This window comes from Bombilactobacillus apium, from assembly GCF_013385145.1.
Classification (GTDB): domain Bacteria; phylum Bacillota; class Bacilli; order Lactobacillales; family Lactobacillaceae; genus Bombilactobacillus; species Bombilactobacillus apium.
Genome location: NZ_JABZEC010000002.1, coordinates 57,331 through 82,062, shown reverse-complemented (window position 1 = coordinate 82,062; position 24,732 = coordinate 57,331). Strand labels below are relative to the sequence as shown.

Here is a 24,732-nt window from a genome sequence, read left to right as displayed (position 1 = left end):
TGTGCTCTTATTACGGTATCATTGTTCATAATGTTTTGAACCCTCCATTATTAAAAAAGATTATTGATTAAAATATCGACCATCATCTCGACCGACTGATCATATTGAGGTCCGTAATCCTGACTATTAAGAGCCGAAGAAAGGATGATTTGGATCATGATTACAATATTTTCGGATGAGTAATCTGATTTTAAATTTAACTTTTCCAAGATATTCTGGATATCGGTTATATCTTTCGTTCGAAGATTCTCTTTGGTTTCTCTAGGTAATCTTCGAATTATCTTTTCATATTCAACATTAGACAATTTTTTGATCCAAGGATATTGCTTTATCGTATTGATTAAAAATAAGACAATGGCTTTTAATTTTTTTTTATCCGATAAATCCTTTTCCTCAGCGAGATAGATTGATTCATTAACTATTTCGCTTTGAATGTGATTTAATACAGCGGCAAAAAGTTCATCCTTAGACTTAAAGAACAAATAAAAGGATCCCTTGGCAATTCCGACACTTTTTACGAGATCGTCGATATTGATGGAACTTATTTTTTGATAGTTTAGTTTTTCTATAAATAAGTCAATAAGCTTATTTTTTATTTCTTTTCTCTCTTCTTCAGTAAATCCACGGCTCATATTAATTTCTCCTAAATATTTATAATATATGATAATCATTAAAAATCATCATATTTTTTATGACTATAAATATTAAAATAGTCATACAGTCAACCGCAAGTATATTACCTGACAGTTATGATGTCAAATAATATATTATATAGCTATTTATAACCAGTATTCAAAAGAGGTGGTATATGGATGATCGATCAAGATGTATATAGATAGCAATGAGACGAATCAAAGATGCTATTGGACTATTAAAAAAATATATAATTTAAATTTATACTTAAAAATTTTTGACTATAATACCAATATTCTTTACTGTAGAAATAAAATTAAACAACACGGTTTCGAGATAATTAAATTATATATAATCTGATGACCAAGTTAGTCGCAAATGATGCTCCACTAGTTGTTTACGCTGCGGGGTTAGAATTGACTTGCGCCCACAATGGCGCCGTTTTCGGTCAGCATCAGCTTGAGCTAGTTCGGGATCGTAAGGTTGAACTCGTTGTAGCTCATAAGAAATTGTTGATTTGGCAACTCCCAAATCTTGGGCGATAGCAGCCTGACTTTTTCCTTGACGCAGTAAACTAGCAATTGCGCCGCGCTGAAATTGTGATAAAGTAGAAGTACTCAAAGTAAATTCCTGCTTTCATGGTTTGTTGTGGTAACTACCATTGTAAAGGAATTACTTTGGGTTTTTTAGATTAAATTATCGTTCGGATTAATTATAGAATCTGCCTTAGTAAAAAATAAAGAATAATCCATAAATGAGTCCGGTTAAAAGTCCGTAAGCCATAAATAAACCTGACTTAGTAATTTTATTTTTATTCATTAGTTGACCTCCTTGATTTATTTATTATTTTAACCTGTCAGAGTCACTTACTTGGGTTTTGAACGATAAGTTATCTTCCTCGCTCGATAAGTTGTAATACAGACAAAAATCAGAATTAAAAAATCGCCAGTTATGCTGGTGATTTTTTAGTCTTAGTCAATGCTATCAGTGCGCCAATGAGATTGGCACAATTATGAAATTTAGCAGCAGTGGTCTCTGGAACAGGAATTATTTTTTGCGCCAAAGAAGTAACCTGACGATAGTCTAAAAAGGATTGCCTTAAACGTCGAAGAACTAATTCCTGCGCCGAGATACCAGCCCCAATGACTATTTTTTCTAGATCCGGAAGAGTCTGAAGATGGTAGATAGCCGTCTCTCTCCAATATCAATTGTCCGATAGTTTGCGATTTTGATCTCCACTAAAATCTAAAAGGCAATGATTCGGGTTCCGTGAGCCTGTTGAAGACCCAAGTTCGTAGTGATTGCTGCCACATTTTGGCTAGTAATCCCACCACCGGGTAAGATTTCAATTCGACCGGCGGCTAAGTCCATGGTTCGACGAAGTGATTTGGTCAATTTAGTAATCGGGGTAGTGAGAGGACCACCGTGAGTTAGGATTCGCTGTACACCTTGTTCGACCAGCCAATCTATGGCTTGTGGTTGGGCACTAGGAGTGAGGGCATCATAAGCCATATGCATGACAATCTTCATTTTCGCCTTTTTAGCACGGGCGATTAGGGTGGTCATTGCTGGAAGATCTAATTGGCCTTCTCGAGTTAGGGCTCCAAAAGTCACATTTTCTACGCCAAGATCAGCAGCGGTTTGAAGATCGGCTTCCATAATTGCCAATTCATCGGCACTATAAACAAAATCTCCTCCTCGTGGTCGAATCATAACGACAACGGGGATTTTTTGCGCTTTAGTGTAAGCAAGAGTTTGCTGAATGACACCTGCAGAAGGGGTTGTTCCACCTGCTGGAAGGTTATCATTGAGCTCGATTCGGTCAGCTCCCGCCCTAATAGCTGCTTGGACATGAGTGAAATTTTCAAGGCAAACTTCTCGGATAATTTTCATAATTTTCTCCTAGTTTAATTGATAATATATTAAGTATAATTTAGATTAAGTGGCTAGCAACGTTGTCTTTGAGAAATCTTAGTTTTTGGAGAAATAAGATTTGAAACTGGGGTGGGGGCTATAATTAAATACAAAATAATGAAATCACAGGTTTAAAATTATGAATTTAGAAAAATTACAATATTTTGTTGATTTGGTGCAGTCGGGCAATTTTACCAAAACGGGGGCTAAGAACCATGTAGCCCAGACAAGTATTAGTCAACAGATTCGTTCTTTAGAAAACTATTTTGAGCTACAACTAATTGATCGAACCCTTACGCCGGTGGTCCCGACGGCCGCTGGAGTCATCTTGCGTTATACCGGCTTTTTAGCAATTTTAGTTTTAAACTTGAGGATGTTTTTGATTGGGGTAATTTTATTAATCCAAATCTTTCAGCTTTAATTGGAGCTGCTTTATTATATCCAGATTTAATTAAATTGATGGGAACTACTGGGAACGGGGCTTTAACACATTTCTTTGGCATCTTGACAGTCTTGATGAATTATAATTCCACGGTAGTACCAATCATTTTAGCCATTTAGCTTTATTTCTACCTACATAAGTGGCTCGATCAACATCTGCCGGAAAATTTGAAATTAGTGTTGTTACCACTAATTTCATTGCTCATAATGGTACCGTTCACATTAATCGTCATTGGACCCTTGGGAGTTTACAGTGGGGAAGGAATCGCAATTGGTGTCAACTGGTTAATCACGCATTCTCGGATTCTAGCCGGAGTGTTAGTCGATGGTGGCTGGAGTATTCTGGTCAGCATGGGAATCCATTGGGTAGTTAATCCCATCATGATTAATAATATCGCTAACAATGGTTTTGATTATATTTGTCCGTGGACTTTTGCCTGCAACTTTGCGGTAATTGGAACTACTTTAGGTCTTTGGCTAAAAGCCCGGGATCAGAAGTTACGAAGTTTTGCTGTTACTGGTTTTGTCACTGTTTGTTTATCCGCGATTATTGAACCGACCCTCTTTGGTCTGTTGGTTAAAAATCGTAAATTGTGGTTATCCCAAATTATTGGTGGCGCCTATTTAGGAATCACGCAAGTCACGACTAATGCCTTTGTTTTTGAAAACGTCACCACTTTTCCGGCTTTCATTGCTAAAAATAGCGATGATTTCCTCAACGCGATGATTGGTTTATTAATTTCTTTTGTAGTGAGCGCTATTTTAGCTTACTTATGTATCCGGACGACGGAAAAGCTGGCTTAAGTTATTTACATTTTTGGAAAAATCTTCATACTGATTTGTTATGTGACCATAGTAAATTTCATTAGGCTTCGATTGTTAAAGCTTTTGATTTAGCTGATTTGACTTTAATTACCGATCGCAGTGATCAACTCTTAAAGCAACAAGTTCCGATATTATTACCCTCAGTTTAGCTTTTAAGCAAGAACTGAGATTAAAAAATCACAATTGTTAAAATAGAAAATCCGGTTGGAAAAATTAATTTTTTAGCCGGATTTTTGAAGAAGCCTTGACTTTTAGCGGTCAGCTCCTTATGATAATGATAATTTAAATTAAATCTAGCTGAGAAAAGATGAGTAAACTAAGGGAGCCACTCCAGAGAACGGGATTTGCTGTGAACCCGGTGGCGCAAGTTAGTTGAAGATGGTCTTTGAGCAAATTGACCGGTGAGTCAGAAGACGAACGGGTCACGGGTGATGCCGATAAGAAGTCCGGGTATCCTAGAACGGGTACTTTCAGAGGAGAAGAGTGTGAGCTTTTCTCAAATTAGGGTGGTATCGTGTCCGAATGACATCCCTAGATTGAGTCCAGATGAGGTCTTAATCTAGGGATGTTTTTTAGTTGCGGTTTTCAGTTAGTTTTACAGAAGGGATGGATTTTTGATGATCAAGACAAATAATTTTACCAAGCGAACGGTTTCCCCATTTCGCGCTGATGTAGTTGGCAGCTTTTTACGTCCGACAGAGTTGAAACAAGCCCGGGCCGATTTTAGCCAAGGACAAATTACGGCTAGCCAATTAAAGCAAGTAGAGGATCAGGCAATTTCCGAGTTGCTTGCGAAAGAAGAAGAAGCTGGTTTACAAGCCGTAACTGATGGTGAATTTCGCCGTTCTTGGTGGCATCTAGATTTCTTCTGGGGCTTTCAAGGAATCCAAAAAAAGCAGGCTCAAACGGGCTACCTCTTCCATGATGAAACTACGCGTGCTGAAACCGTGGAATTAACCAGGCCTTTGACTGGCGAAAACCATCCTTTTGTGGAACATTTCCAATTCACGCGTGATCATGCTAGCTCTCAAGTTCAGGTTAAGCAGACTATCCCGGCACCAGCGCAATTTCTGGCTGAATTGCAACGTCCCGAAAATCGCGCTAATGTGGCCCAATATTATCCCAATGATCAAGAATTAACAGCGGCTATTGTCAAGAGTTATCAAAAAGTGATTCAAGATTTATATCAGGCCGGTTTGCAGACTTTACAATTAGATGATTGTACTTGGGGTTCCTTAGCTGACCGGGGAGCTCATCCGAAGCACCAACCTAATTACGGTTTGCAGCCGGAAGAAGTTCCCGCGGCTAAAGAAGAGTTTGTAGCTTTGAATAATGCGGTTTTAACGGGATTACCGACTGATCTAACTGTCAATACGCATATTTGCCGGGGAAATTATCATTCGACTTGGGCTAATACTGGAGGGTATGATTTCGTAGCTGATCCCTTATTTACCAAAGAAAAAGTTCAAGCTTACTATTTAGAATATGATTCTCAACGGGCTGGAGATTTTACTCCTTTAGCCCAAATTCGTCGAAATCAACTTGTTGTGTTAGGCTTAGTAACGTCAAAATCGGGAACTTTAGAAACCCCTGACCAATTAGTGGCCCGCATCGAAGAAGCTAGTCAATATGTAGATTTAGACCGTCTTTGTTTAAGTCCCCAGTGTGGTTTTGCTTCCACGGAAGAAGGCAACATTTTAACCGAAGATCAACAATGGAAAAAGATTGAATTAATTAAAAAAGTTGCTCAACAAGTTTGGGGCTAATTTTTAGGAGATGGTTTTTAGAACTTTAATTTAAAGAATAAGGAATTTCAAAGCAGTCTTAGCCTTCTCGAAGACTGCTTTTTTTGAGTTTTCTAGTAAGAAATTTCTCCTTGTGAACTTCTTCTCAACTGATGGGTGGTGGGTGTATACTAAGAATGTGAAATGATGAACCATGATTTAAGTAAGGTTGGAACAAAATGGACTGGACTACTGGAAGTTTTCAAGCTCTAGGAACGAAGATCAAGCTTTCTGTGGACTCTACAAGTAGAGCAACAGAAGCGTTGGAACGAGCGCAAACGCTAATTAATCACTTAGAAGACCAATTGACAGTCAATCGGACAGTTTCAGAAGTGATGTTGGTTAATCAACAGTCTGGAAAAAGTCCGGTGACCGTTTCTCCGGGAACTTATCAACTTATTCAAACCGCAGTCCAAGTTAGCCGTTGGCAGTTAGGTTTTAACGTTGCGATTGGTCCCTTGGTAAAATTATGGCGGATTGGTTTTCCGGGAGCTCATAAACCGACAGCAAAAGAAATTGCGGACCGTTTGTCGTTGATTGATCCAGAAGCTATTGAACTCAACCCGCGCCAAAAACAAGTCTTTTTGCGTTATCCTGGGATGGAATTAGATCTAGGCGGAATCGCCAAGGGCTATATTGCTGATCAAGTCAAAGATCTATGGCAAAGCTTAGACGTGAAAACGGGAATTATTGACTTGGGGGGAAATATTTTATTAGTCGGTTCAAGTGGTCATTCTGATGGTCTTTGGCGTGTGGGTGTCCAAAATCCCAAACAAGAGCGTCAGACACCATTGGGGGTTTTGACAATTTCTGAGCAAGCTGTTGGAACTTCGGGGATCTATGAGCGCAAGTTAATCATCGATCAGCAAAGTTATCACCACATGTTTGATTCACAGACGGGTTATCCAATTGCTAATAATTTGGCAAGTGTGACGATCGTGAGTCCAACTTCGATTGCTGGCGAAATATGGTCAACGATTGCTTTTTATCAAGGTCTCTCCCAAGGATTGCCCTTAATCGAAGCTCAGCCAGGAATTGAAGCTATTTTTGTAACTAAAGATTTACAAGTTTGGACTAGTTCCGGAGTAGCCGCGCAATTTGTTCAAGTTTCACAACCGAAATAGTTTGGAAGAAGGGAAAATTAAATGAAGAAGTTTTGTGCAATTGTAGGCTCTAATGCGCAACATTCGACCAATCGTGATTTATTAACTTATATGAGTAAGCGTTACCAAAATGCGGCAGAAATTGAATTATTAGAAATTAAAGAAGTTCCCATTTTTGTAAAAAACGCCGAAATGCAGCTACCTGAGGTTATCCAAGCGATGAAACAACGAATCGCTGTTTGTGATGGAGTTATTATTGGAACTCCAGAATACGATCACTCTATTCCCGCCGTCTTGGCAAGCACTTTAGCTTGGTTATCTTATGGGATTCATCCTCTGTTAGATAAGCCAGTAATGATTACTGGAGCTTCCTATGGCACCTTAGGCGCTTCTAGAGCCCAGGCCCAGTTGCGGCAAATCTTAGATTCTCCAGAGATTAAAGCTCGAGTAATGCCGAGTTCCGAATTTCTTCTAGGTCATTCCCTAGCAGTCTTTGATGAACAAGGAGATTTAAAAAATCCGGATCAGATTGAGCACCTAGATGAATTATTTAATGACTTTTTGACTTTTGCCGACTTAGCTAGCCAATTAAATAATGCTAAAGCAGCTAATCAAGAGGAAGTATCGCATTTTACTTGGGATAGTGGATTAATGCAGGAGGATGAAGAATGATCAAGTTAGTTGCTATTGCCGGATCAATCGGTGAAAAATCTTATAATCGCTTATTGGTAGAATTTATTGCCCGCCATTTTCAAGATCAAGTAGAAGTTGAACTTTTAGACATTAATAGCGTGCCGATGTTTAATGAAGATTTAGAAAGTGCCAGCTTTCCGATTATCCAAACTTTAAACCAGAAAATTAGGGCTGCGGCGGGAGTGATTTTGGCTACTCCGGAGCATAATCACACTGTCCCGGCAGCCATGAAAAATGTTATTGAATGGTTATCTTATCAATGTCATCCTTTTAATAATAAGCCAGTTTGGATTATTGGAGCTTCCTACTATAATCAAGGTTCTTCCCGGGCACAATTACACTTAAAACAAATTCTGGAATCACCCGGGGTCAACGCAGTTGTGATGCCCGGTCATGAATTTTTGTTGAGTGAGGCGCAAGAAGCATTTGACGAAGAGGGTAATCTCAAGGATCCCAAAACTGTTCAATTTTTGGCCTCGGTGCTGCAACACTTCACAAAATTTGTCCAAGTAATTGAAATGTTGGCAATTCCTAATCCGCAAAGCTATCAAGAGGAAGATCTGACTTCGCAAGAAAATATTGATACAACAATCACGGATGTGGATAAAGAAGATCCCGAGTGGTTGGAAAAAGCCGCTGCTAAAGTCCAAGCTGTGGAAGGTGATACCTACGTTAAATTAGATCGAGGCTTGTTAACCGTTAACCAGTTAAATTACTTCTTCAAGACAATGCCCGTCGAATTAACTTATGCCGATGATAATAATCAATTCTTGTATTATAACCATACCGATGAAGCCCCGGACATGTTGGCCTCGCGGACACCGGGCCAAGTGGGGAATCCTCTGTCAGCAGTCCATCCTCCAAAAGCGGTGGAATACGTCAAGCAAGTTATCTATAATTTGCGGAAAGGCAAGTCAGATTTAGTCTCGATGCCGGTTCCCGGAAATGGTCCCGATCGTCACATTATGCATTACTACAAGGCGATGCATGATGAAAATGGTCGTTATCGGGGAGTAAATGAATGGGTAGTTGATATTATGCCGCTGATTAAGTACTATTTGGCGGCTACTCAACAACAACTAGTACCAGATCCGCGAGCCCAAACAATCTCACCGATTACCGGACTGGATGCCGTTACTAGTGCCTCGCAAGCTGCTGCGCCTAAAGCCCAACCAGCAACTTCACCAGAAGCAGAACCAGAAGTTGATGCTACTTCCGGCGCTTCCCAACATGATTAATTATGCAAACTAAAAAGCCCCTTCCGAACAGTTCAGTTGTTGGCGCAGCCGAACTGGGAGGAGGCTTTTTTAATATATTCTATTGAAGTTTAAAAGGTTGTTTAATATCGAGGAATTTTTTAGTCTTTAAATTCCGAAAGGACATTGTAATATCATCTTTATCGTTGCCAGCCGCAAACATTAAAGCGGCATCGATCTCTTTGTCGGGAGCGACGTCTTGGTTAGCAGCATTTAACTTATCGTTAATTGCTTGATTATCTTTAGGGGTCGTTGGTTGAAGAACTTGGTCTTTTTGTTTTAATTCCAAATCTTGTTTAATTAAATCAGCTGGCTTTTGCGGTTTTTGACTTTTATTTTTAAAGTGATATAAAACCACTAAGCCGGGTTTTTGATCTTTGTCAGCAATTAATTTAACTCCATCGGCGGAGTTATCTAATTTAAGACTGAAATCATCGGTTTCGTAATTCATATTGTCGTAAGAACCGGGGTTCTTCCATTGATGATCATCTTTGGTTTGCCGATCAGCCTTCAGCTTTTGGGCTTGTCTTTGATCATCTTTCTTGGCGGTTTTTTTAGTAGTCTTGCTTGGCGTTTGGTTGGTCTTGGAGTGAGTTTTAGACTTAGTTGAGGCCGACTTCTTCTTGGGCTTGGCGGCGACACTTTGAGAAGTAGTCTGATCTTGGCTAAGAGATTGATTATAATTGTTATACCACCAGAATAAGCCCGCTAAAATAGCCAGCAGAATGATAACCGCCGTGGTAACTTTAACACTGGTTTTATGCCAACCACGTTGAGAATTATGCTGATTCTTGCTGGCCCGAGCTCCCACGGTAGGGGTACCTGTTGTTTCAGAACCGTCCGTTAGCTGAAGATCTGGTTCTTGTTTGGAAGGATAAGCTGGTTTATTTGCCAGAGTTGGTTTAGTTAAAGATTTTGGTTTCTGCGGGGGAACGGAAGCAGTCTTAGCTTCCGGAAGCGGCTTGCTTTCAGTTTTTGTTGGGGTTGTTTCGGGGGCAGCAAGCGGAGCTTCGGATTGAGCCTTGGATGCTGCTGCTGGGGTTTTAGTTTTAAATTTATATTTTTTTTCTTTTTTATTTTGAGACATTCGAACACCTCCGTTGTTATTATACAATTTTACGCGACTTAAAATTAGGATTTGAGCCAGAAAAAGTCAATAATTCTAAAAAATATTTTATCATAAAATTCGGCTAAATTTGGTTGAATTTTGAGGATAAACATGGTATAACATTCTAGTTGCTAAAAAAGCTATTATTGGAGGGTCGTCAAATGAAATTATTCAAGTCTCAAATTCAAGATTATGAAGTGGTCGGAATGTTTAATAAAATCACTGGAGAACAGGTGACGACAAGTCGGATATGTCATAATGTTTCGAAAAAAGAGGCGACCCAACGAATGAAGAGTTATGTTCAAACTACCTATGCAGATACGCTTGATCTGCATCGTCCAATTAAAATTAATGTTAAAGCTTCCCATTGAACCCAATTTTGAAACTTCCTGTAACTTTGAGGAAGTTTTTTTCCTTTAATTCGAATAGTAATTGCATGTTTTGTTAATTTAGCCTAAACTTTGTTTTAGGTAGGAAGTGGGAAAAGTGGATACAGAACATCAGCATGAATTATCACCGTTAAAATTTGCGGGAGTCACCATTCTCAATGCTTTAATCACCATCGCTGAACTAGTTGGAGGAACCCTTTCCGGTAGTTTAGGCCTGATTTCAGATGGTTTTCATAATATGGAAGATACTCTGTCGGTAGTCTTTTCTTTTGTCGCAAATTTAATCGGACATAAGGATAGTAATGAACGGCAGACTTTTGGTTATTCACGAGTCGAAATTTTAGCGGCTTTCATTAATTCGGCAATTTTAATTGCGATTACCTTAATTTTAGTTTTTGAAAGCTTGAAACGTTTCAGTCATCCCCAGCCGGTTAATGGTGGATTGATGTTTTGGGTTTCTTTAATCAGTCTAGGGGCTAATTTCATTTCGATGCTCGTCATGTTGAAAGGCTCCAAATATAATTTGAATATCAAAGCGACTTTCTTGCATATGGCCGCTGACACGCTCTCTAGTGTGGGAGTTATTATTGCGGCGGTTCTGATTCAGCTTTTCAATTGGGTCTGGGCTGATCCCATGATTACCGTGATAACGGCGATTTGGATTATGAAAGAATCCTTTGGGGTTGTTAAGCAGACGGTTTTGATTTTGATGGAAGCCAGTCCTAATTTAGATTTAGAAGCGATTAAAGAATCTCTGTTGACGATCCCCGCGGTGGTTGGAGTTCATCATGTGCATGTTTGGCGAATTAATGAAAATCTGATTGCTTTTGATGCTCATATTAATGTTCAAAAGACGGCCACCATCGAACAATTAGAAGCTTTGTATCAACAAATTGAGACCCTTTTGGCTCAAGAATATAATATCCAGCATGTGACCTTACAAGCGGAGTGTATGCGAGGCTTAGATCAAAAGTTGATTCATCCTCGATCTTAAAGTGAGTTTTGCTTTGCCAGCCTGATATCAATTGATGTCAGGTTTTTTTATTAAATTACCGAAGTTTTCTGAAAATTAGAGTCATTAATGCTAAGATAAGAATCTGAAGATTAAATGATAAACGAGGTTGTCAGAGTGTTATTTCATAGTTTAAACGGAATTTTAATTATTTTAGTGCTTATTGTTGTCGGGTATTGTCTAACTCAAGCGGGATGGTTCGATGAACGTTACAGTCGAATTACTTCCAAATTAGTGACCCAAGTGGCCCTGCCCTGTTATATGATTAATACGATTACGTCGCAGTTTTCGCGTGATGAGTTAATTCGGACTTTTCCCGATTTAAAATTTCCGATTTTATCGATGATTTTATTATTTTTGGTTTCTTACTTATGCCAATTTATTTTTCGGATTTCTCCGCAACATCGCGGCTTGTTTAAGTCAATGTTCGCGAACTCGAATACAGTTTTTGTTGGTTTACCAGTCAACATGGCCTTATTTGGCCGCGCCAGCTTGCCTTACGTTTTAATTTATTATATGGCGAACACAACTTTCTTTTGGACTCTGGGAGTTTATCTGATTCGCTCCGATAGTGATGGTGAAGAACGTTTTGGTTGGAAAGAAATGTTATCCAAAATTTTCTCACCCCCCTTACTTGGTTTTATTATTGGGGTTATCTTAGTGCTATTTAATTTCCAACTTCCCCCGTTTATTGAATCAGATTGTCGCTATATTGGGAGTCTAACCATTCCGCTATCGATGTTTTTTATCGGAATGAAGTTAGCCGAAGTGGGAATTCAGAATATTCGTTTTTCCCGCGATATGGGAGGAATCTTCTTGGGCCGCTTTTTATTGGCGCCCTTATTGATGTTCGTCTTGGTCAAAGGCGCCACGGTTCCAGATATCATGAAACAAGTTTTTGTGATTCAAGCAGCGATGCCCGTGATGACCAATGCCCCGGTTGTCGCCAAGTTGTATCACGCTGATTCCGATTACGCGGCAATTATGGTGACGGCTACCACAATTTTGAGTTTGCTAATCGTCCCGATTTTAATGGGAATTGTTACCACAATATTTTAATTTATAGGAAAAAAAGTAAATGGTAAAACTAATTTTAATCCGCCATGGTGAAAGTCAAGCTAATGCCCGCAATGAGTATACCGGTTGGTCGGACGTTCCTTTAACCAGTCGCGGAGAAGAACAAGCCCGCGGTGCTGGAAAAGTCTTGGCCCAGGCGCAAATCGAATTCTCAGCCGTGCATACCTCAGTTTTACAGCGGGCGATTTTAACAGCTTATTTAATTCAAGAAGAGTGTCAAGCCTTAGACCGGCCAATTTATAAGTCTTGGCGACTTAATGAACGCCATTATGGAGCTTTACGGGGTTTAAATAAGGATTATACTCGAAAAAAATATGGGGTCCAGCAGGTTTCTTTGTGGCGGCGAAGTTATCGTAGTCTGCCCCCGCAGTTAGAACAGGTGGATACGCATTTAAGAGTCTATCAAGCTTGGCCGAGCAGTATTTTGCCGCGGTCAGAAAGTTTAGCCATGGCTTTGCAGCGGACGGTACCTTATTTTCAAGATCAAGTGGCTCCCAAATTGCGCCAAGGGCAAAATCAATTAATTGTCGTTCATGGCAGCACTTTGCGGGCCCTAATTAAGTATTTGGAAGGAATTAGTGATTCAGATATTGATGGGGTGGAGGTTGCTAATGCGCAGCCGCTTGTTTATGATTTGACTACAGATTTAGAAATTAAAGCAAAGACTATTTTAACCGCTCAGGAAAAATAGGACTTAAAGGAGTGACATCAATGGCCTGGTTTTTAGTTGTGCTCGCGGGGATTTTTGAAATGGCTTGGTCGACAGCAATGAAATTAAGTCAAGGTTTTACCAAGCCCTTTTGGGTAGGGGCAATGATAGTTAGCTTGCTAGCTAGCTGCGGCTTTCTGGTCGTGGCTTCCAAGCATCTTCCCCTAAGTTTGGCCTATCCAGTCTGGACGGGAATTGGGGCGGTGGGCTCAATTGTCGTGGGCACGACTTGTTTTCACGAACAATTATCTCTAGGGACTTGGATCTTTGTTGTCTTTTTAGTGATTGGGATCGTAGGAATTCAGATCACTAGTAATCACTAAGGCGATTGTTGACGAGAGGCGAGTTTGCTATAATTAACCCATGAAAGTGATTTCAATCTCTAGTTAGACTTTAGTGAAGGAAAAAGTAATGATCAAAAAAAGCTGGTTCGTTAATCTTCTTGCGGCGGCAATAATTCTTTTGGGATATTGGTTTAGTCGGGATAATCGCTGGGGGTTCATTATTTTTTTAATTGCGGGCTACGGTTTGCAAAATTGGGCTTTGCGACACTCAGATACTCGCTTTTCTTGGCGTAATTTTGGGGAGCAAGTTCTGGTAGTTATCAGAGCTGCTTTAGTAGGCGAGCTAATTTTTTACTAGCTGCTAAGAATGTGTCAGAAACATGTTCTTAGCAGCTTTTTAGCGTTCTGGCATATAAGAGTTGATTCTAGGGAAAATTGAAGAGTAAGGATGGAGAAGTTTAATGACTTATAAGCTGTTAGTTTCTGATTTAGATGAAACCTTATTAAATGATCAAGGAGTAGTTCCGCAAACTAATATTGAGGCCTTGAAAAAGGCAATTGCTCTGGGAGTTAAATTTGTGCCGAATACGGGACGTCCCTATACAACTGTGCAAAATTTGTTGCAACAATTGGGCCTAGAAGAAGCGGCTGGACAATATGTGATTTCCTATAATGGAGGAATTATTACTGAGAATCAAGGAAATAGGATTCTATCGCAAACAGGTCTGGAACAAAGTTTGGCGGAAAAAATTTTTCACGCTGGTTTGATCAACGACCAAGTCGGCGTTCATATCTACACCTTGCACTATTTATACATCTATAATCTATCATCCCGGGATGCGCTGCATTTGCAGCAACGTCAGATTCCTTTTGAAAATTTAGTAACACCTTCTTTTCCCCAAATTGCCGCCAATGATTTAATTTTAAAGGTCATTTTTGAAAGTACCGATCTAGCTGTTCAACAGGCTGTAGAAGATCAAGTTCTAAAGATTGTGGGTCGCGATAATGTGACTCCTTCACGTTCTTCCAATTGTTATGTTGAATTTAATCCACCCCGAGTTGATAAGGGAAGTGCGACCTTACGTTTAGCAAGCCAATTGGGAATTGATCGGACGGAAGTGATTGGCGTGGGTGATAATAATAATGATTTAAGTTTAATTCAAGCGGCTGGCTGTGGAATTGCGGTGCAAAATGCTTTGCCCGAGGTCAAAGCTTGTGCCCAAGTTGTTTTACAAAATGACAATAACCGGGGCGCTCTGGCCGAGATCGTGGAACGTTTTATCCTTCACGATAAATAAGAGTACTGTAATTAAGAAAAGATTCATCAGAGTTTTTTTCTGGTGGATCTTTTTTGGAAATTGTGAGTCGAAGGATTGGCGAGGGATGAAGAAGTAAGTGAAATGAAATTAATTCTGGAGTTGGTAAAGCCTTAATTTAAGTTGAGAAAGTCAGAAAAAAGTTAAAATAACATCAATTTATTAGGGATTTTTAGTGAGCAGAAGATGGTATAATGAAGATTAATTAATACTTACGATTTGCTTGTTGGGGGAAGAAAGAATGGCAAGACAAGGATTAAGTTTTGAAATAGTTAAAATAATATTATCATTTTCGCTCATTTCTCTGGGGGAGTAGTATCCTTAATCTAAACCAACCAGATCAGCCCGGCCCCGAAGCAGAACCAGATAAAGCAATTCCAATTTCAAAATTGGAGTATCTATAAGGCCGGTAAAGTTCCCTTGGAAAATCCCCTTAGGAAGATACTCGAACGGATGCTGATCGACAGGCTAAACCAGTGGTTACTTTACAAGCCCAAGCAGATCCTTGGCGAAAAAAGATGATAATCAATTAGCGCCGACTAATTGGCCTATCCTAACCAAGAATAATCAAGTACTAAATACGGGGACGGCACAAACAATTTATCAAGGGCAAACTCCGGTTCTTAAATATGATCCGAAGAATTCTAATTATTCAATTAATTTATCGACTGATACCTTGCAGACGGAAATAGCCAAGGGTTTTACTAAATTAGGCGCTTATCAGACAACCTTTCATTATACTCTGCAAGAATCTGAGGCCTCACCGTCAACTGTCGCTCCAGTAATTAAAGTTGCCCACTAAAGATAATTCTTTCAGAATATTTTTACAGGACTTGTGCGTGTGGTTTGATATTTAAAAATAGATCAGCTTCTTCCTAAGTTACTAAAAATGTTCCCTAGAGGACGCTATTTTGATATCTGACAATCTTTTGGAAGAGCCCTCCAAATAAATTTCTTCCCAAAGATTCATTGAGTAAAAAAGCTAGACCGTTGATAGTCTAGCTGAGGGAGATCGATTTTTTAAAAAGAAAACAATCGCAGATTTTATAGAACCAAAATACCCTCAGAGTCGTTACCAACTCTGGGGGTAAATGTCAGATCATAATTTTATTTCTCAAAGCACCGAATTTTTTAACCATCATTATTTTAAAAGTATGCTATTTGAAATTATCATCGTCTTCGTCATCCTCATAGTTAATTTGGGGATCAACTTTAACCAAACGAAGACGATCAGAACGCCTTTGGCCTAAGATTAAGGGTACCCGTTCCATGACAACATCGCTGTAAGAAAGACCAAACCAGATGGCTGGGGTGACCGTGTACTTTTGTAGCCAGAGCCGGCCCCGAATAATATTCTTTCGTAAGTTGTCTAGTTGAGTATCAGGGGAGAGAACTTCTTGAATAATAACAAAAGCAAAGTCACCGACACTACGGTCGGGAATTGTGGTGTATTTTTGCGGCTGTCGTGGTAATTCCCCTTTGATCATCATTTCATTGACGATCTGCCGTAAGAAGAAGTTCACTTTTTGTTCCATTCGAAAACCTAAATATAACTGAACATTAACCATATAGTCAGTCCCGTAGGTATCGACACTGTAGGCGGTGGTGTAGGGATTATCGGTAACATTGACGGTTACGAACCAGTAAACCTGAGCCCGTTTAGGTCGTTTATCAAGAATTGAATATAAAATATCTTTTTTGATTTTGTAACCTTGCGGGACTTTGGTCAGATAGACTAAGTTAGTCGCATAAAGCGGCAGTTTCTCGTCATGACTAAGGTTGCGTAGTTGATTCTTGTAAGCTAGGAGCGAGACATATTCACGGTGGAAGGTATTGTCGTTTTTCAGAAGTTCACCGTAGCGCCAGATAATCATGATAAAGATTAAGACGATGGCAATTCCCAGCGTAATATAACCTCCGTGGAGGAATTTGACACTATTAGTTGTGAAGAAAATTAGCTCGATGACTAAGAAGAAACCAATAATCAGGTTAGTACAGAAGCGGTTTAAGGCTTGACTGTGTAACCAAGCATTTAATAAGAGGGTGGTCATTAACATCGTGATCGTAATTTCTAGACCATAGGCTCCGGCCATTTTTTCCGAAGTCCGGAAGAAAAGGACAATCAGGACACAAAGAATCCAGATAATATTATTGACTGTCGGAATATAAAGTTGCCCTTTAAAATTCGTCGGATAAACCATGCGTAAGCGGGGGAGTATCTTTAACTTGGTGGCTTCAGAAACTAGGGTGTAGGAGCCTGAAATTAAAGCTTGGGAAGCAATGATTGCCGCCATCGTTGCCAGAAAAGTCATCGCTAGGCGTAAACTAGCAGGAACCATCGCGAAGAAAGGATTTAAATTGAGAGCATTTTGGTAGCTGGCTTGATCTTTAATTTGGTTAATCCAGACGGCTTGCCCTAAATAGTTAATTAGTAGACAAATTTTGACATAAGGCCAACTACCATAGATATTGTTCCGACCAACGTGACCCATATCCGAGTACAAGGCTTCGGCCCCCGTTGTTGCTAGGAAGATACTGCCCAAAATAAAAAGACCGTTGCGATTTTGCGGCGTGATTAAAGCCTTAATGGCATAGTAGGGATTGAGAGCTCGTAAGAAACTCCAATCACCGGCTAAACGATAAAAACCAGCAATTGCCAAACAAGTAAACCAGACCATCATAATCGGTCCGAAGGCTTTCCCAATGGCCTCGGTGCCGAAGCGCTGGATGAAAAAGAGAACCGAGAGGATGGCGATTGTGACGATAATGACCGTCTTTTGATCTTGAATCCAGACGTTATGGAAAATGGGAACGCCCTTGAGACCCTCAATGGCGGTGGTTACGGTAACCGCGGGGGTCATCATCCCATCGGCCAAGAAGGTGGCCCCTCCGATCATTGCTGGAATGATCAGCCACTTGGCTTTTTTATGAACTAAAGTATAGAGGGCAAAGATTCCACCTTCACCGTGGTTATCAGCCCGGAGAGCAATTAGGACGTACTTAATAGTCGTAATTAAAGTCAAAGTCCAAAAGATCAGCGAAACACTCCCCAAAATAAAATCAGTGGAAATATGCTTCAAGCCCCCATTGCCGTTAATTAAGGCCGACATGGTATACATTGGTGAGGTTCCAATATCACCATAAACGACCCCTAGGGCTACTAAAATTCCCGCTAATGAAAGCTTATTGTGGAGATTTTTCCGAGGGGGTTCAATATTGTTAATTGTTTTCATAATGCTTAATCACTTGTCCTTAACTATCTAGAATATGTAAAAGAGGAAGGATGAGGTCCGCAATTGACCTGATTATAGCAGACTTAAAGCTGAGATTTAAATATTTATCTTTTAAAATTTTTTTGTTCATTAAGTAGGCCTTTGACCGAGCATTTTAGGGTTGAATTTTCTAGAAAAAAGACCTATGGTGAAGCAATAGATTGGAGGATTTTACTAGTGACTTTAGCAGCAGAATTAAGGCAACGTTTAACAAACTCAGAAGCCGAAATGATTCAAATTCGGCGGCATTTACACGCTCATCCAGAACTTTCTCATCAAGAGGTAGCCACGCATGCTTACTTGCGCCAATTTTATCAAGATTTGGACTGTCAGGTGCGCGATTTGGGGACTGGCCAGGGAGTCGTTGTCGACATTCAAGGTGGTCATCCCGGACCCAAGTTAGCCTTGCGTGCTGACTTTGATGCTTTAGCAGTTACGGAAGAAGAGAATGGCTTAGCTTTTCGTTCTCAGAATTCGGGAGTGATGCACGCTTGCGGTCATGATGCCCATACCGCCTATTTATTAGTTTTGGCGCAACAATTGATGGCCCTGCGGGCACAATTGTCCGGTTCAATTCGAATTATCCATCAACCAGCCGAGGAAAAAGCTCCCAGCGGGGCTCAAGATTTAATTGCTGCCGGGGTTTTGGACGAAGTTGATCGAGTTCTCGGAGCCCACGTGATGTCAACGATGCCTCTGGGCGCGATTGGCTACCATCTGGCAGAAAGTCAAACCGGTCGTTCGAATTTTCAAATTACTATCACTGGTAAAGGTGGTCACGGATCGATGCCGCAACTGTCCAATGATGCTATTGTGGCCGGAAGTTACTTGGTAGTCGCCTTGCAGACTATCGTCTCTCGCCGGATTGATCCTAGTGAACATGCCAGTTTAACTGTTGGATCTTTTGACGGTTGTGGGACTTCAAACGCGATTCAACAAACGGTCACTCTAAAGGGTGATTTACGGATTATGAAAGAAGAGACTCGGCAAGTTATTCATCAACAATTGCGCCAGATTTGTAGAGGAATTGAAGCGACCTTCGGCGTTCAAGTTCAATTAGATTTACAAACTGATGTTCCGGTTCTTTATAATGATCCGCAGTTTACTCAAGAAGTGGTTGCTGGGTTAAAAGCGGCCCAAATTCCAGAAATCACGCAGATTACTGATTTTGGAGCCCAAGATCCTTCGGAAGATTTCTCTTATTATGCTTTACAATGTCCCAGCACCTTCTTATATGTTGGTTGCGATGTTGCCGATGGCCAAACTCATCCCCATCACAGTCCGGACTTTAAATTAGATGAACGGTGCTTATTGATTGCAGCTAAGGCTGTTGGAACAGCGGCCTTAAATTATTTGAAGCCTGAAAAATAAATTAAAAGCGTTCGTTGAAGATTGACTTCTTGAGCGGACGCTTAAGTTTTGGGTTCAATAGTGATTATCCAGAGAAGAGAGAATTTTGTCCGAACTTTTATTTTTATTTGAAAACGATTTAAAGAAAGCGTATACTCTTACTTGTATTTAAATTGTTCTAGAAAAAGAGAGTTAAAGGTATTTTTGGTATCGATATCAAAATAATTGTTTATTGGAGGTGAGTTAGTTGGTCAATATTTCGGATGTGGCGCGCAAAGCTGGTTTATCAGTTTCGACGGTTTCGCGAGTACTTAATCATAAGCCCCATGTTTCACCACAAAAAGAGATCTTGGTTAAAGAGGCGATGGCTGACTTAGGCTATCGGCCGATGACTGCCGCTCGACAACTCCGGGGTTCTAATGCTCGAACTTTGGCAGTGACCGTTCCACGAATCACGAATCCTTTTTTTGCTAATTTGGTGGATATGATTGAACAAGTTTTAGATCAAGCTGGCTATACGACAGTTTTAATTCAGACCTTTGGTCGAGGCGATAAGGAATTAGCCGCTTTAGATTTATTACAAAGCCAAAGTGTCGAAGGGGTCATTCTTTGTTCAATTGAAAATGAGCCGGAATTAATCCAAAGTTACAATAAGTTTGGCCAACTGCTCTTAGTCAATGAGTATCGCTCCGACTTACAATTGCCAACGGTGCGAGCTGATCAATATCAAGGCTTTCGCAGGGCGACTTTGAAATTATTAGATAGGGGTTATCGGCGAATTGCTTATGTGACTGGACATCACCAAGAAGCAGTGTCAACTAAAGTGACTGCAAATTTAAATCATGATCGCTTGACCGGTTATCAGGCAGCACTTAGGGCTCGCGGGCAAGTTTGGGATCCAGATTTAATGTTTACTCAAGTTAAAACGGCGACTGAAGGAAAAAAATTGTTACAGGATATTTGGCAGCAACCGGTCAGACCAGATGCAATTATTTCTGGAAGCGATGAAGTGGCGATTGGAATTTTGGAGGCTGCTCGAGTTCAAGGAATTCGGGTTCCTCAAGAATTAGGAGTTCTAGGAGTAGATGACCAACCCCTATCTAATGACTTATTTATTCCTTTGACTACTTTGCAGCAACCGACTACTCAATTGGGATCAGCTGCTGCCCAAACAATGCTCCAGTTGTTACAGGGAGAAAAGGTTGCTCAAGAGCAGGTTTTTGATTTGCGATTAGTTCTGCGGCAATCAATTTAATTATTTTTTTACTTAATTTGGTATCGATACCAAAAAACAAGGAGGAAATTGAAATGAGTTTAGTTTTAGCAAGAATTGATCAACGTTTGATTCACGGAATTGTGGTTACCCAATGGGCTGGAGCGGTTCAAGCCAAGCGTCTGATGGTCGTTGATGATGAAATTAGTCAAGATGATGTCCAAAAAGCGGCCATGCGGATGAGTAAACCTGCTGGAACCGGAATGTCCATTATTGACGCAAAGACCGCCATCACTAATTTTCAAGCGGGAAAATATGATGGGCATAATGTCTTCTTGATCGTCAAAGAACCAAAGACTTTGCTACAACTCTTAGCTGGGGGAGTCAAGATTCCCAAAGTTAATATTGGGATTATGTTTGATGGCCTTGATAAGACAACGGTTAAACGGATGGTCTCGGTGGACAAAGAAGAGATCCAAGATTTGAAAGCGATTCAAAAGCAGGGCGTTCCGGTAACCTTTCGCTATGTTCCCAGCGATTCTGATGAACCCTTAGAGAAATATATTAAGTAGGAGACAATGATGATGAATATGATTCAAGGTCTATTAACAATTTTACTGTCTTTTTGGGTCGTTTTGGATCAGCAGGGTTTAGTAATTACCACTTGGTTCCCAATTATGATTGCTCTCTTCATGGGACTCATTATGGGCGATATGCAAACGGCGATGATTATTGGGGGAACTTTCCAATTGATGGCTTTAGGAGTGGCCAACATTGGTGGTTCGTCGGTGCCCAACTGGGGGTTAGCTGCCTTAGTAGGAATTTATATTTCTCTACGGACAACCCATAACTTAGCTGATGCCAAAGCAGTAGCTTTAGCCGTGGGGGTTCCCGTGGGGATGTTAGGTATTCAATTGGACGTCGTGGCTAAATTATTAAATACCTATGTAACTCATGCGGCCCAAAGAGCACTCAATCAGAATAAATTTCGCAAGATGAACCTAATCATGTGGCTAGGACCAGTAATCTTTGGTTTGACGACCGCTATTCCCACAGCTTTAGTCGTACTCTTTGGTAATGGTTTAGTTAAAAACCTTCTACGAGTGGTTCCGACTTGGTTTACCAACGGTTTATCAATCGCGGGCAGTATGTTACCTGTCGTGGGGATTGCCATGTTGTTACAAGTTATGCCGGCGAAAAAATATCTTTCAGCACTCTTGGTCGGTTTCGTTTTGGCCGCTTATCTACAGCTACCAATGATGGGAGTTTCCTTAATTGGCTTAGCCTTAGCCTATTATTTCTTCGTGACCCATCTAACAACGAAAACTGTAGCAGCTGAAGCAACGACAACTACGACAACAGCAGATCAAGGAGATGACTGGGATGAATAAAACTGAGTCTAAAAAACAGACGCAAGCGGATGTGTTGACCAAGAAAGATATCAATAAAGCCGCTTGGCGCTATATGTTTATGGCTTGTAATACTTTTAATTATGAAAATCAACAAGCTCCAACCGTGGCTTATAGTCTAAGTAAGGCTTTACGTAAGATTTATCCGCATGATGAAGACTATAAAAAATCTTTAAATAATCACTTTAATTATTTTAATACCACGACTTGGATGGCCAATATTTTATTGGGCGCCAGTCTAGCAATGGAAGAAAAAGATGGCATCAATTCGATTGATGCTGTTCAAAATTTCAAAACTGGGATGATGGGACCTTTAGCTGGGATTGGTGATACTTTGATCTGGGTTCTTTATCCGACCATCATGGGATCAATTGCCGCTTATATGGGTTTAAACGGCAATCCGACCGGAGCAATCATTTGGCTTTGCTTAAATATTTTCTTCTTATGGGTCCGGCTCCGACTGTTTCATTTAGGTTATGATTCCGGTCTGAAATTAGTGACCACTTTGGGCGATAAAATTTCCGTCTTTACGGAGGCCGCTTCAATTATGGGACTAACCGTGATTGGGGCCTTAATTCCATCAGTGGTAAAGATGAATGTAGCTTTAACTTTTCAGACAGGGAAAGTGAAGATGGGGATTCAAAAGGAAGTCTTAGATAAGATTATCCCTGCCTTATTGCCAGTGACTTTGACTTTTATTGTCTATAAATTGTTAGCAAGTAAGAAAATGACCGTTATTCAAGTTATTATGGCGATTATTGTCGTAGCCTTAATTTGTGCCTTCTTTGGAATTTTGAAACCTTAAATTAAGAAAGGAAATTTAAAAAAATGCGTAAAGTTCTTTTTGCGAGTCATCACCGGCTGGCCTCAGGCTTAAAAGATACTTTGGATTACATTGCTCCAAACGCAGTAAAAGTACAAGTCTTGGATGCCTATCTAACTAATGTAGCCGTGACTACTGAAATTGAGCAAGCTCTAGCCGATGTAGACTGGAAGAATGATGAAGTTTTAGTTTTTACTGATCTCTTGGGTGGTTCAGTTAATCAAAACTTTACTAAGTACTTAAGCCAACCTCATTTTCATTTGTTGGCGGGAATGAACTTGCCGCTTGCTTTGAGCTTGTTGTTAACCTTACCGAAGGGTTATTTAGAAAAGCAACAAATTAGAACGGCGGTACAAGAAGCTCGCCAGCAGTTAGTTTATGTAAATGATGTTGTCGCAAACATGGAGGCAGACGAGGATGATGAATAATGACAAGTAAAGCTTGGTGGAAAGAAAGTGTTGTTTATCAAATCTATCCTCAGAGTTTTCAAGATAGTAATGGTGATGGGATTGGTGATTTACAGGGGATTATTTCCCGTTTACCTTACCTAGAAAAATTAGGGGTTGATGTCTTGTGGTTGAATCCCATCTATCAGTCTCCCTTAGTCGATAATGGTTATGATATTGCAGATTATTATCAAATTAATCCTCAATATGGTACGTTGGTCGATTTCCAAGAATTATTGCAGCAAGCCCATGAGCACCATTTGAAAATTATCATGGATTTAGTTGTCAACCATACCAGTGATCAACATCGCTGGTTTCAAGAATCGAAAAAATCCCGGCAGAATCCGTATTCTGATTACTATATTTGGCGTGATCCACAAGCCGATGGTTCAGCTCCCAACAATTGGGGTTCAACCTTTACTGATTCGGCTTGGGAATATGTTCCGGCTCGGCAGCAGTATTATTTACATCTTTTTGCTAAGGAGCAACCCGACTTAAACTGGGAAAATCCCCAGGTTCGCCAGGAAATCTACCAAATGATGCGTTACTGGTTTGATTTAGGAATTGATGGTTTTCGGATGGATGTAATTACACTTTTGAGTAAGAAGCAGGACTTTCCCGATGCCCCTGCTGATTTACCACGACACAAGAATTATTATTATGGATCTTCCAACGGACCGCGAGAACACGAATTTTTACAGGAAATGTACCGGGAAGTTTTTGCTTACTATGATGTTTTAACAGTTGGGGAAGCGGCGAATACTAATAGTGATCAAGCCTTGCTATATACCGACCCGCAGCGTCATGAACTAAATATGTTATTTCAATTTGATCATATGCATCTTGATTACGGCAAGTATGGCAAATTTTCTGAAGTTCGTTTTAAACTTTCTGATTTGCGACAAGTGATGACCGAATGGCAACAGAAATTGGTTCAAGGCTGGAATTCTTTGTATTGGAGTAATCATGATCAACCGCGCCCCACGACGCGCTTTGGGGCAGAAGGCAAGTTTCGAGTAGTCTCGGCTAAAATGTTAGGAACTTTGTTACATTTAATGCAGGGAACGCCTTATATTTATCAAGGAGAAGAATTAGGTTTAAAAAATGTTCCCTTTGTCTCTTTAAATGCTTACCAAGATATTGAAACCAAACAAATGATTCAAGAATTGCGGGCCGTGGGAGAAAGTGAAACGAAGATTAAAAAGATCTGCTACTTGAAGTCCCGCGATAATGCGCGGACGCCTTTTCCCTGGAATAATTCAAAAAATGCGGGCTTTTCCCAAGGCACGCCGTGGATTCCGGTTTCTCCAGACTATCCGCAAATGAATGCTCAGCAGGCTTTAGCAGATCCAGATTCAGTATTTTATTATTATCAAAAATTGATTGCCTTACGGAAAAAATATTCCGTAGTTATTGATGGTCGTTATGAAAATATTAATTCTCAAGATTCAGAAGTCTATGGTTTTATGCGGACTAATTCCCAAGAACAATTAATTGTAATTTGTTCTTTCAGTCAAGATCCAGTTAATTATTCGCTTCCTGCAGAATTTACTGGTTCAAAGTTGTTATTAGCCAATTATTCGTCTATGCCCGCTAGTCTGGAAAAGCAGATTGAATTGCCCCCTTATGCGGCTTTGGTTTATTATCGGAAATTGAAAAATTAAAAGCCGGCTCG

At 40.2% G+C, this 24,732-nt stretch carries 24 protein-coding genes and 2 pseudogenes; 21 read left to right on the top strand and 5 right to left on the bottom strand.

What is annotated here, in order from left to right; translation table 11 throughout:
* Window positions 1-50 precede the first annotated feature (50 nt).
* The 3 genes and pseudogenes from HU830_RS02335 to HU830_RS02325 form a co-directional block, all read right to left on the bottom strand.
* Window positions 51-632 (bottom strand): TetR/AcrR family transcriptional regulator, encoded by a 582-nt coding sequence (locus tag HU830_RS02335; RefSeq protein ID WP_176942192.1) that lies wholly within the window; start codon window positions 630-632, stop codon window positions 51-53.
* A gap of 349 nt (window positions 633-981) precedes the next feature.
* A pseudogene (locus HU830_RS02330) lies at window positions 982-1,254 on the bottom strand (helix-turn-helix domain-containing protein); the annotation flags it as partial.
* Window positions 1,255-1,878: 624 nt separating this feature from the next.
* Window positions 1,879-2,520, bottom strand: a complete 642-nt coding sequence (locus HU830_RS02325) for a copper homeostasis protein CutC (RefSeq protein ID WP_176942396.1) — start codon at window positions 2,518-2,520, stop codon at window positions 1,879-1,881.
* 166 nt (window positions 2,521-2,686) lie between these two features.
* Here HU830_RS02325 and HU830_RS02320 point away from each other — a divergent pair, with 166 nt between their 5' ends.
* The 6 genes and pseudogenes from HU830_RS02320 (at window position 2,687) to HU830_RS02295 (ending at window position 8,631) form a co-directional block, all read left to right on the top strand.
* Window positions 2,687-2,968, top strand: coding sequence for a helix-turn-helix domain-containing protein (locus HU830_RS02320; RefSeq protein ID WP_176942190.1), 282 nt, complete (start codon window positions 2,687-2,689; stop codon window positions 2,966-2,968).
* A pseudogene (locus HU830_RS02315) lies at window positions 2,947-3,792 on the top strand (PTS transporter subunit EIIC); the annotation flags it as partial. The gene HU830_RS02320 and the pseudogene HU830_RS02315, both read left to right, overlap by 22 nt.
* Window positions 3,793-4,430: 638 nt before the next feature.
* Window positions 4,431-5,579, top strand: coding sequence for a 5-methyltetrahydropteroyltriglutamate--homocysteine S-methyltransferase (locus HU830_RS02310; protein ID WP_176942189.1), 1,149 nt, complete (start codon window positions 4,431-4,433; stop codon window positions 5,577-5,579).
* A 197-nt stretch (window positions 5,580-5,776) separates the two neighbouring features.
* Complete coding sequence (locus HU830_RS02305) at window positions 5,777-6,721, top strand: FAD:protein FMN transferase (protein ID WP_176942188.1); 945 nt, start codon at window positions 5,777-5,779, stop codon at window positions 6,719-6,721.
* A 21-nt stretch (window positions 6,722-6,742) separates the two neighbouring features.
* Window positions 6,743-7,372 carry an NADPH-dependent FMN reductase gene (locus tag HU830_RS02300; RefSeq protein ID WP_176942187.1) on the top strand — a complete coding sequence of 210 codons (630 nt, stop codon included), beginning with the start codon at window positions 6,743-6,745 and terminating at the stop codon, window positions 7,370-7,372.
* Window positions 7,372-8,631, top strand: a complete 1,260-nt coding sequence (locus HU830_RS02295; protein WP_176942395.1) for an NAD(P)H-dependent oxidoreductase — start codon at window positions 7,372-7,374, stop codon at window positions 8,629-8,631. The genes HU830_RS02300 and HU830_RS02295 overlap by 1 nt, the downstream gene beginning before the upstream one ends.
* Before the next feature lie 79 nt (window positions 8,632-8,710).
* Here the strand turns inward: HU830_RS02295 and HU830_RS02290 are convergent, their stop codons facing one another.
* Window positions 8,711-9,736, bottom strand: coding sequence for a DUF5067 domain-containing protein (locus HU830_RS02290; RefSeq protein ID WP_176942186.1), 1,026 nt, complete (start codon window positions 9,734-9,736; stop codon window positions 8,711-8,713).
* A 182-nt stretch (window positions 9,737-9,918) separates the two neighbouring features.
* Between HU830_RS02290 and HU830_RS02285 the strand changes: the two genes are divergently transcribed.
* The 8 genes from HU830_RS02285 (at window position 9,919) to HU830_RS02250 (ending at window position 15,346) form a co-directional block, all read left to right on the top strand.
* A complete protein-coding gene (locus tag HU830_RS02285) occupies window positions 9,919-10,128 on the top strand; it encodes a hypothetical protein (protein ID WP_176942185.1) in 210 nt (69 codons plus the stop codon).
* Between the two features lie 115 nt (window positions 10,129-10,243).
* The gene (locus tag HU830_RS02280; protein ID WP_176942184.1) at window positions 10,244-11,140 is read left to right on the top strand and encodes a cation diffusion facilitator family transporter; all 897 of its coding nucleotides are present in this window, start codon (window positions 10,244-10,246) and stop codon (window positions 11,138-11,140) included.
* Between the two features lie 114 nt (window positions 11,141-11,254).
* Complete coding sequence (locus HU830_RS02275) at window positions 11,255-12,217, top strand: AEC family transporter (protein WP_176942183.1); 963 nt, start codon at window positions 11,255-11,257, stop codon at window positions 12,215-12,217.
* A 19-nt stretch (window positions 12,218-12,236) separates the two neighbouring features.
* The gene (locus HU830_RS02270) at window positions 12,237-12,926 is read left to right on the top strand and encodes a 2,3-bisphosphoglycerate-dependent phosphoglycerate mutase (protein WP_176942182.1); all 690 of its coding nucleotides are present in this window, start codon (window positions 12,237-12,239) and stop codon (window positions 12,924-12,926) included.
* Window positions 12,927-12,946: 20 nt separating this feature from the next.
* Window positions 12,947-13,267, top strand: a complete 321-nt coding sequence (locus HU830_RS02265; RefSeq protein WP_176942181.1) for a DMT family transporter — start codon at window positions 12,947-12,949, stop codon at window positions 13,265-13,267.
* Window positions 13,268-13,355: 88 nt separating this feature from the next.
* Window positions 13,356-13,586 (top strand): hypothetical protein, encoded by a 231-nt coding sequence (locus HU830_RS02260; RefSeq protein WP_176942180.1) that lies wholly within the window; start codon window positions 13,356-13,358, stop codon window positions 13,584-13,586.
* Window positions 13,587-13,689: 103 nt separating this feature from the next.
* On the top strand, window positions 13,690-14,526 hold the full coding sequence (locus HU830_RS02255; protein ID WP_176942179.1) for a Cof-type HAD-IIB family hydrolase: 837 nt from the start codon (window positions 13,690-13,692) through the stop codon (window positions 14,524-14,526).
* A 523-nt stretch (window positions 14,527-15,049) separates the two neighbouring features.
* Window positions 15,050-15,346 (top strand): hypothetical protein, encoded by a 297-nt coding sequence (locus tag HU830_RS02250; RefSeq protein WP_176942178.1) that lies wholly within the window; start codon window positions 15,050-15,052, stop codon window positions 15,344-15,346.
* Between the two features lie 355 nt (window positions 15,347-15,701).
* Here HU830_RS02250 and HU830_RS02245 read toward each other — a convergent pair whose 3' ends face one another.
* A complete protein-coding gene (locus HU830_RS02245; RefSeq protein ID WP_176942177.1) occupies window positions 15,702-17,777 on the bottom strand; it encodes a KUP/HAK/KT family potassium transporter in 2,076 nt (691 codons plus the stop codon).
* Between the two features lie 216 nt (window positions 17,778-17,993).
* Here HU830_RS02245 and HU830_RS02240 point away from each other — a divergent pair, with 216 nt between their 5' ends.
* The 7 genes from HU830_RS02240 (at window position 17,994) to HU830_RS02210 (ending at window position 24,721) form a co-directional block, all read left to right on the top strand.
* Window positions 17,994-19,187, top strand: a complete 1,194-nt coding sequence (locus HU830_RS02240; protein ID WP_176942176.1) for an amidohydrolase — start codon at window positions 17,994-17,996, stop codon at window positions 19,185-19,187.
* Between the two features lie 226 nt (window positions 19,188-19,413).
* Window positions 19,414-20,421, top strand: coding sequence for a LacI family DNA-binding transcriptional regulator (locus HU830_RS02235; RefSeq protein WP_176942175.1), 1,008 nt, complete (start codon window positions 19,414-19,416; stop codon window positions 20,419-20,421).
* A 53-nt stretch (window positions 20,422-20,474) separates the two neighbouring features.
* Entirely contained in the window at window positions 20,475-20,951 is a 477-nt protein-coding gene (locus tag HU830_RS02230) for a PTS system mannose/fructose/N-acetylgalactosamine-transporter subunit IIB (protein WP_176942174.1), read from the top strand.
* A gap of 12 nt (window positions 20,952-20,963) precedes the next feature.
* Entirely contained in the window at window positions 20,964-21,770 is an 807-nt protein-coding gene (locus HU830_RS02225; protein WP_176942394.1) for a PTS mannose/fructose/sorbose/N-acetylgalactosamine transporter subunit IIC, read from the top strand.
* Window positions 21,754-22,593, top strand: coding sequence for a PTS system mannose/fructose/sorbose family transporter subunit IID (locus HU830_RS02220; protein ID WP_176942173.1), 840 nt, complete (start codon window positions 21,754-21,756; stop codon window positions 22,591-22,593). The genes HU830_RS02225 and HU830_RS02220 overlap by 17 nt, the downstream gene beginning before the upstream one ends.
* A 23-nt stretch (window positions 22,594-22,616) precedes the next feature.
* The gene (locus HU830_RS02215) at window positions 22,617-23,039 is read left to right on the top strand and encodes a PTS sugar transporter subunit IIA (protein WP_176942172.1); all 423 of its coding nucleotides are present in this window, start codon (window positions 22,617-22,619) and stop codon (window positions 23,037-23,039) included.
* Complete coding sequence (locus HU830_RS02210; RefSeq protein ID WP_176942171.1) at window positions 23,039-24,721, top strand: alpha-glucosidase; 1,683 nt, start codon at window positions 23,039-23,041, stop codon at window positions 24,719-24,721. The genes HU830_RS02215 and HU830_RS02210 overlap by 1 nt, the downstream gene beginning before the upstream one ends.
* Window positions 24,722-24,732: the final 11 nt, after the last annotated feature.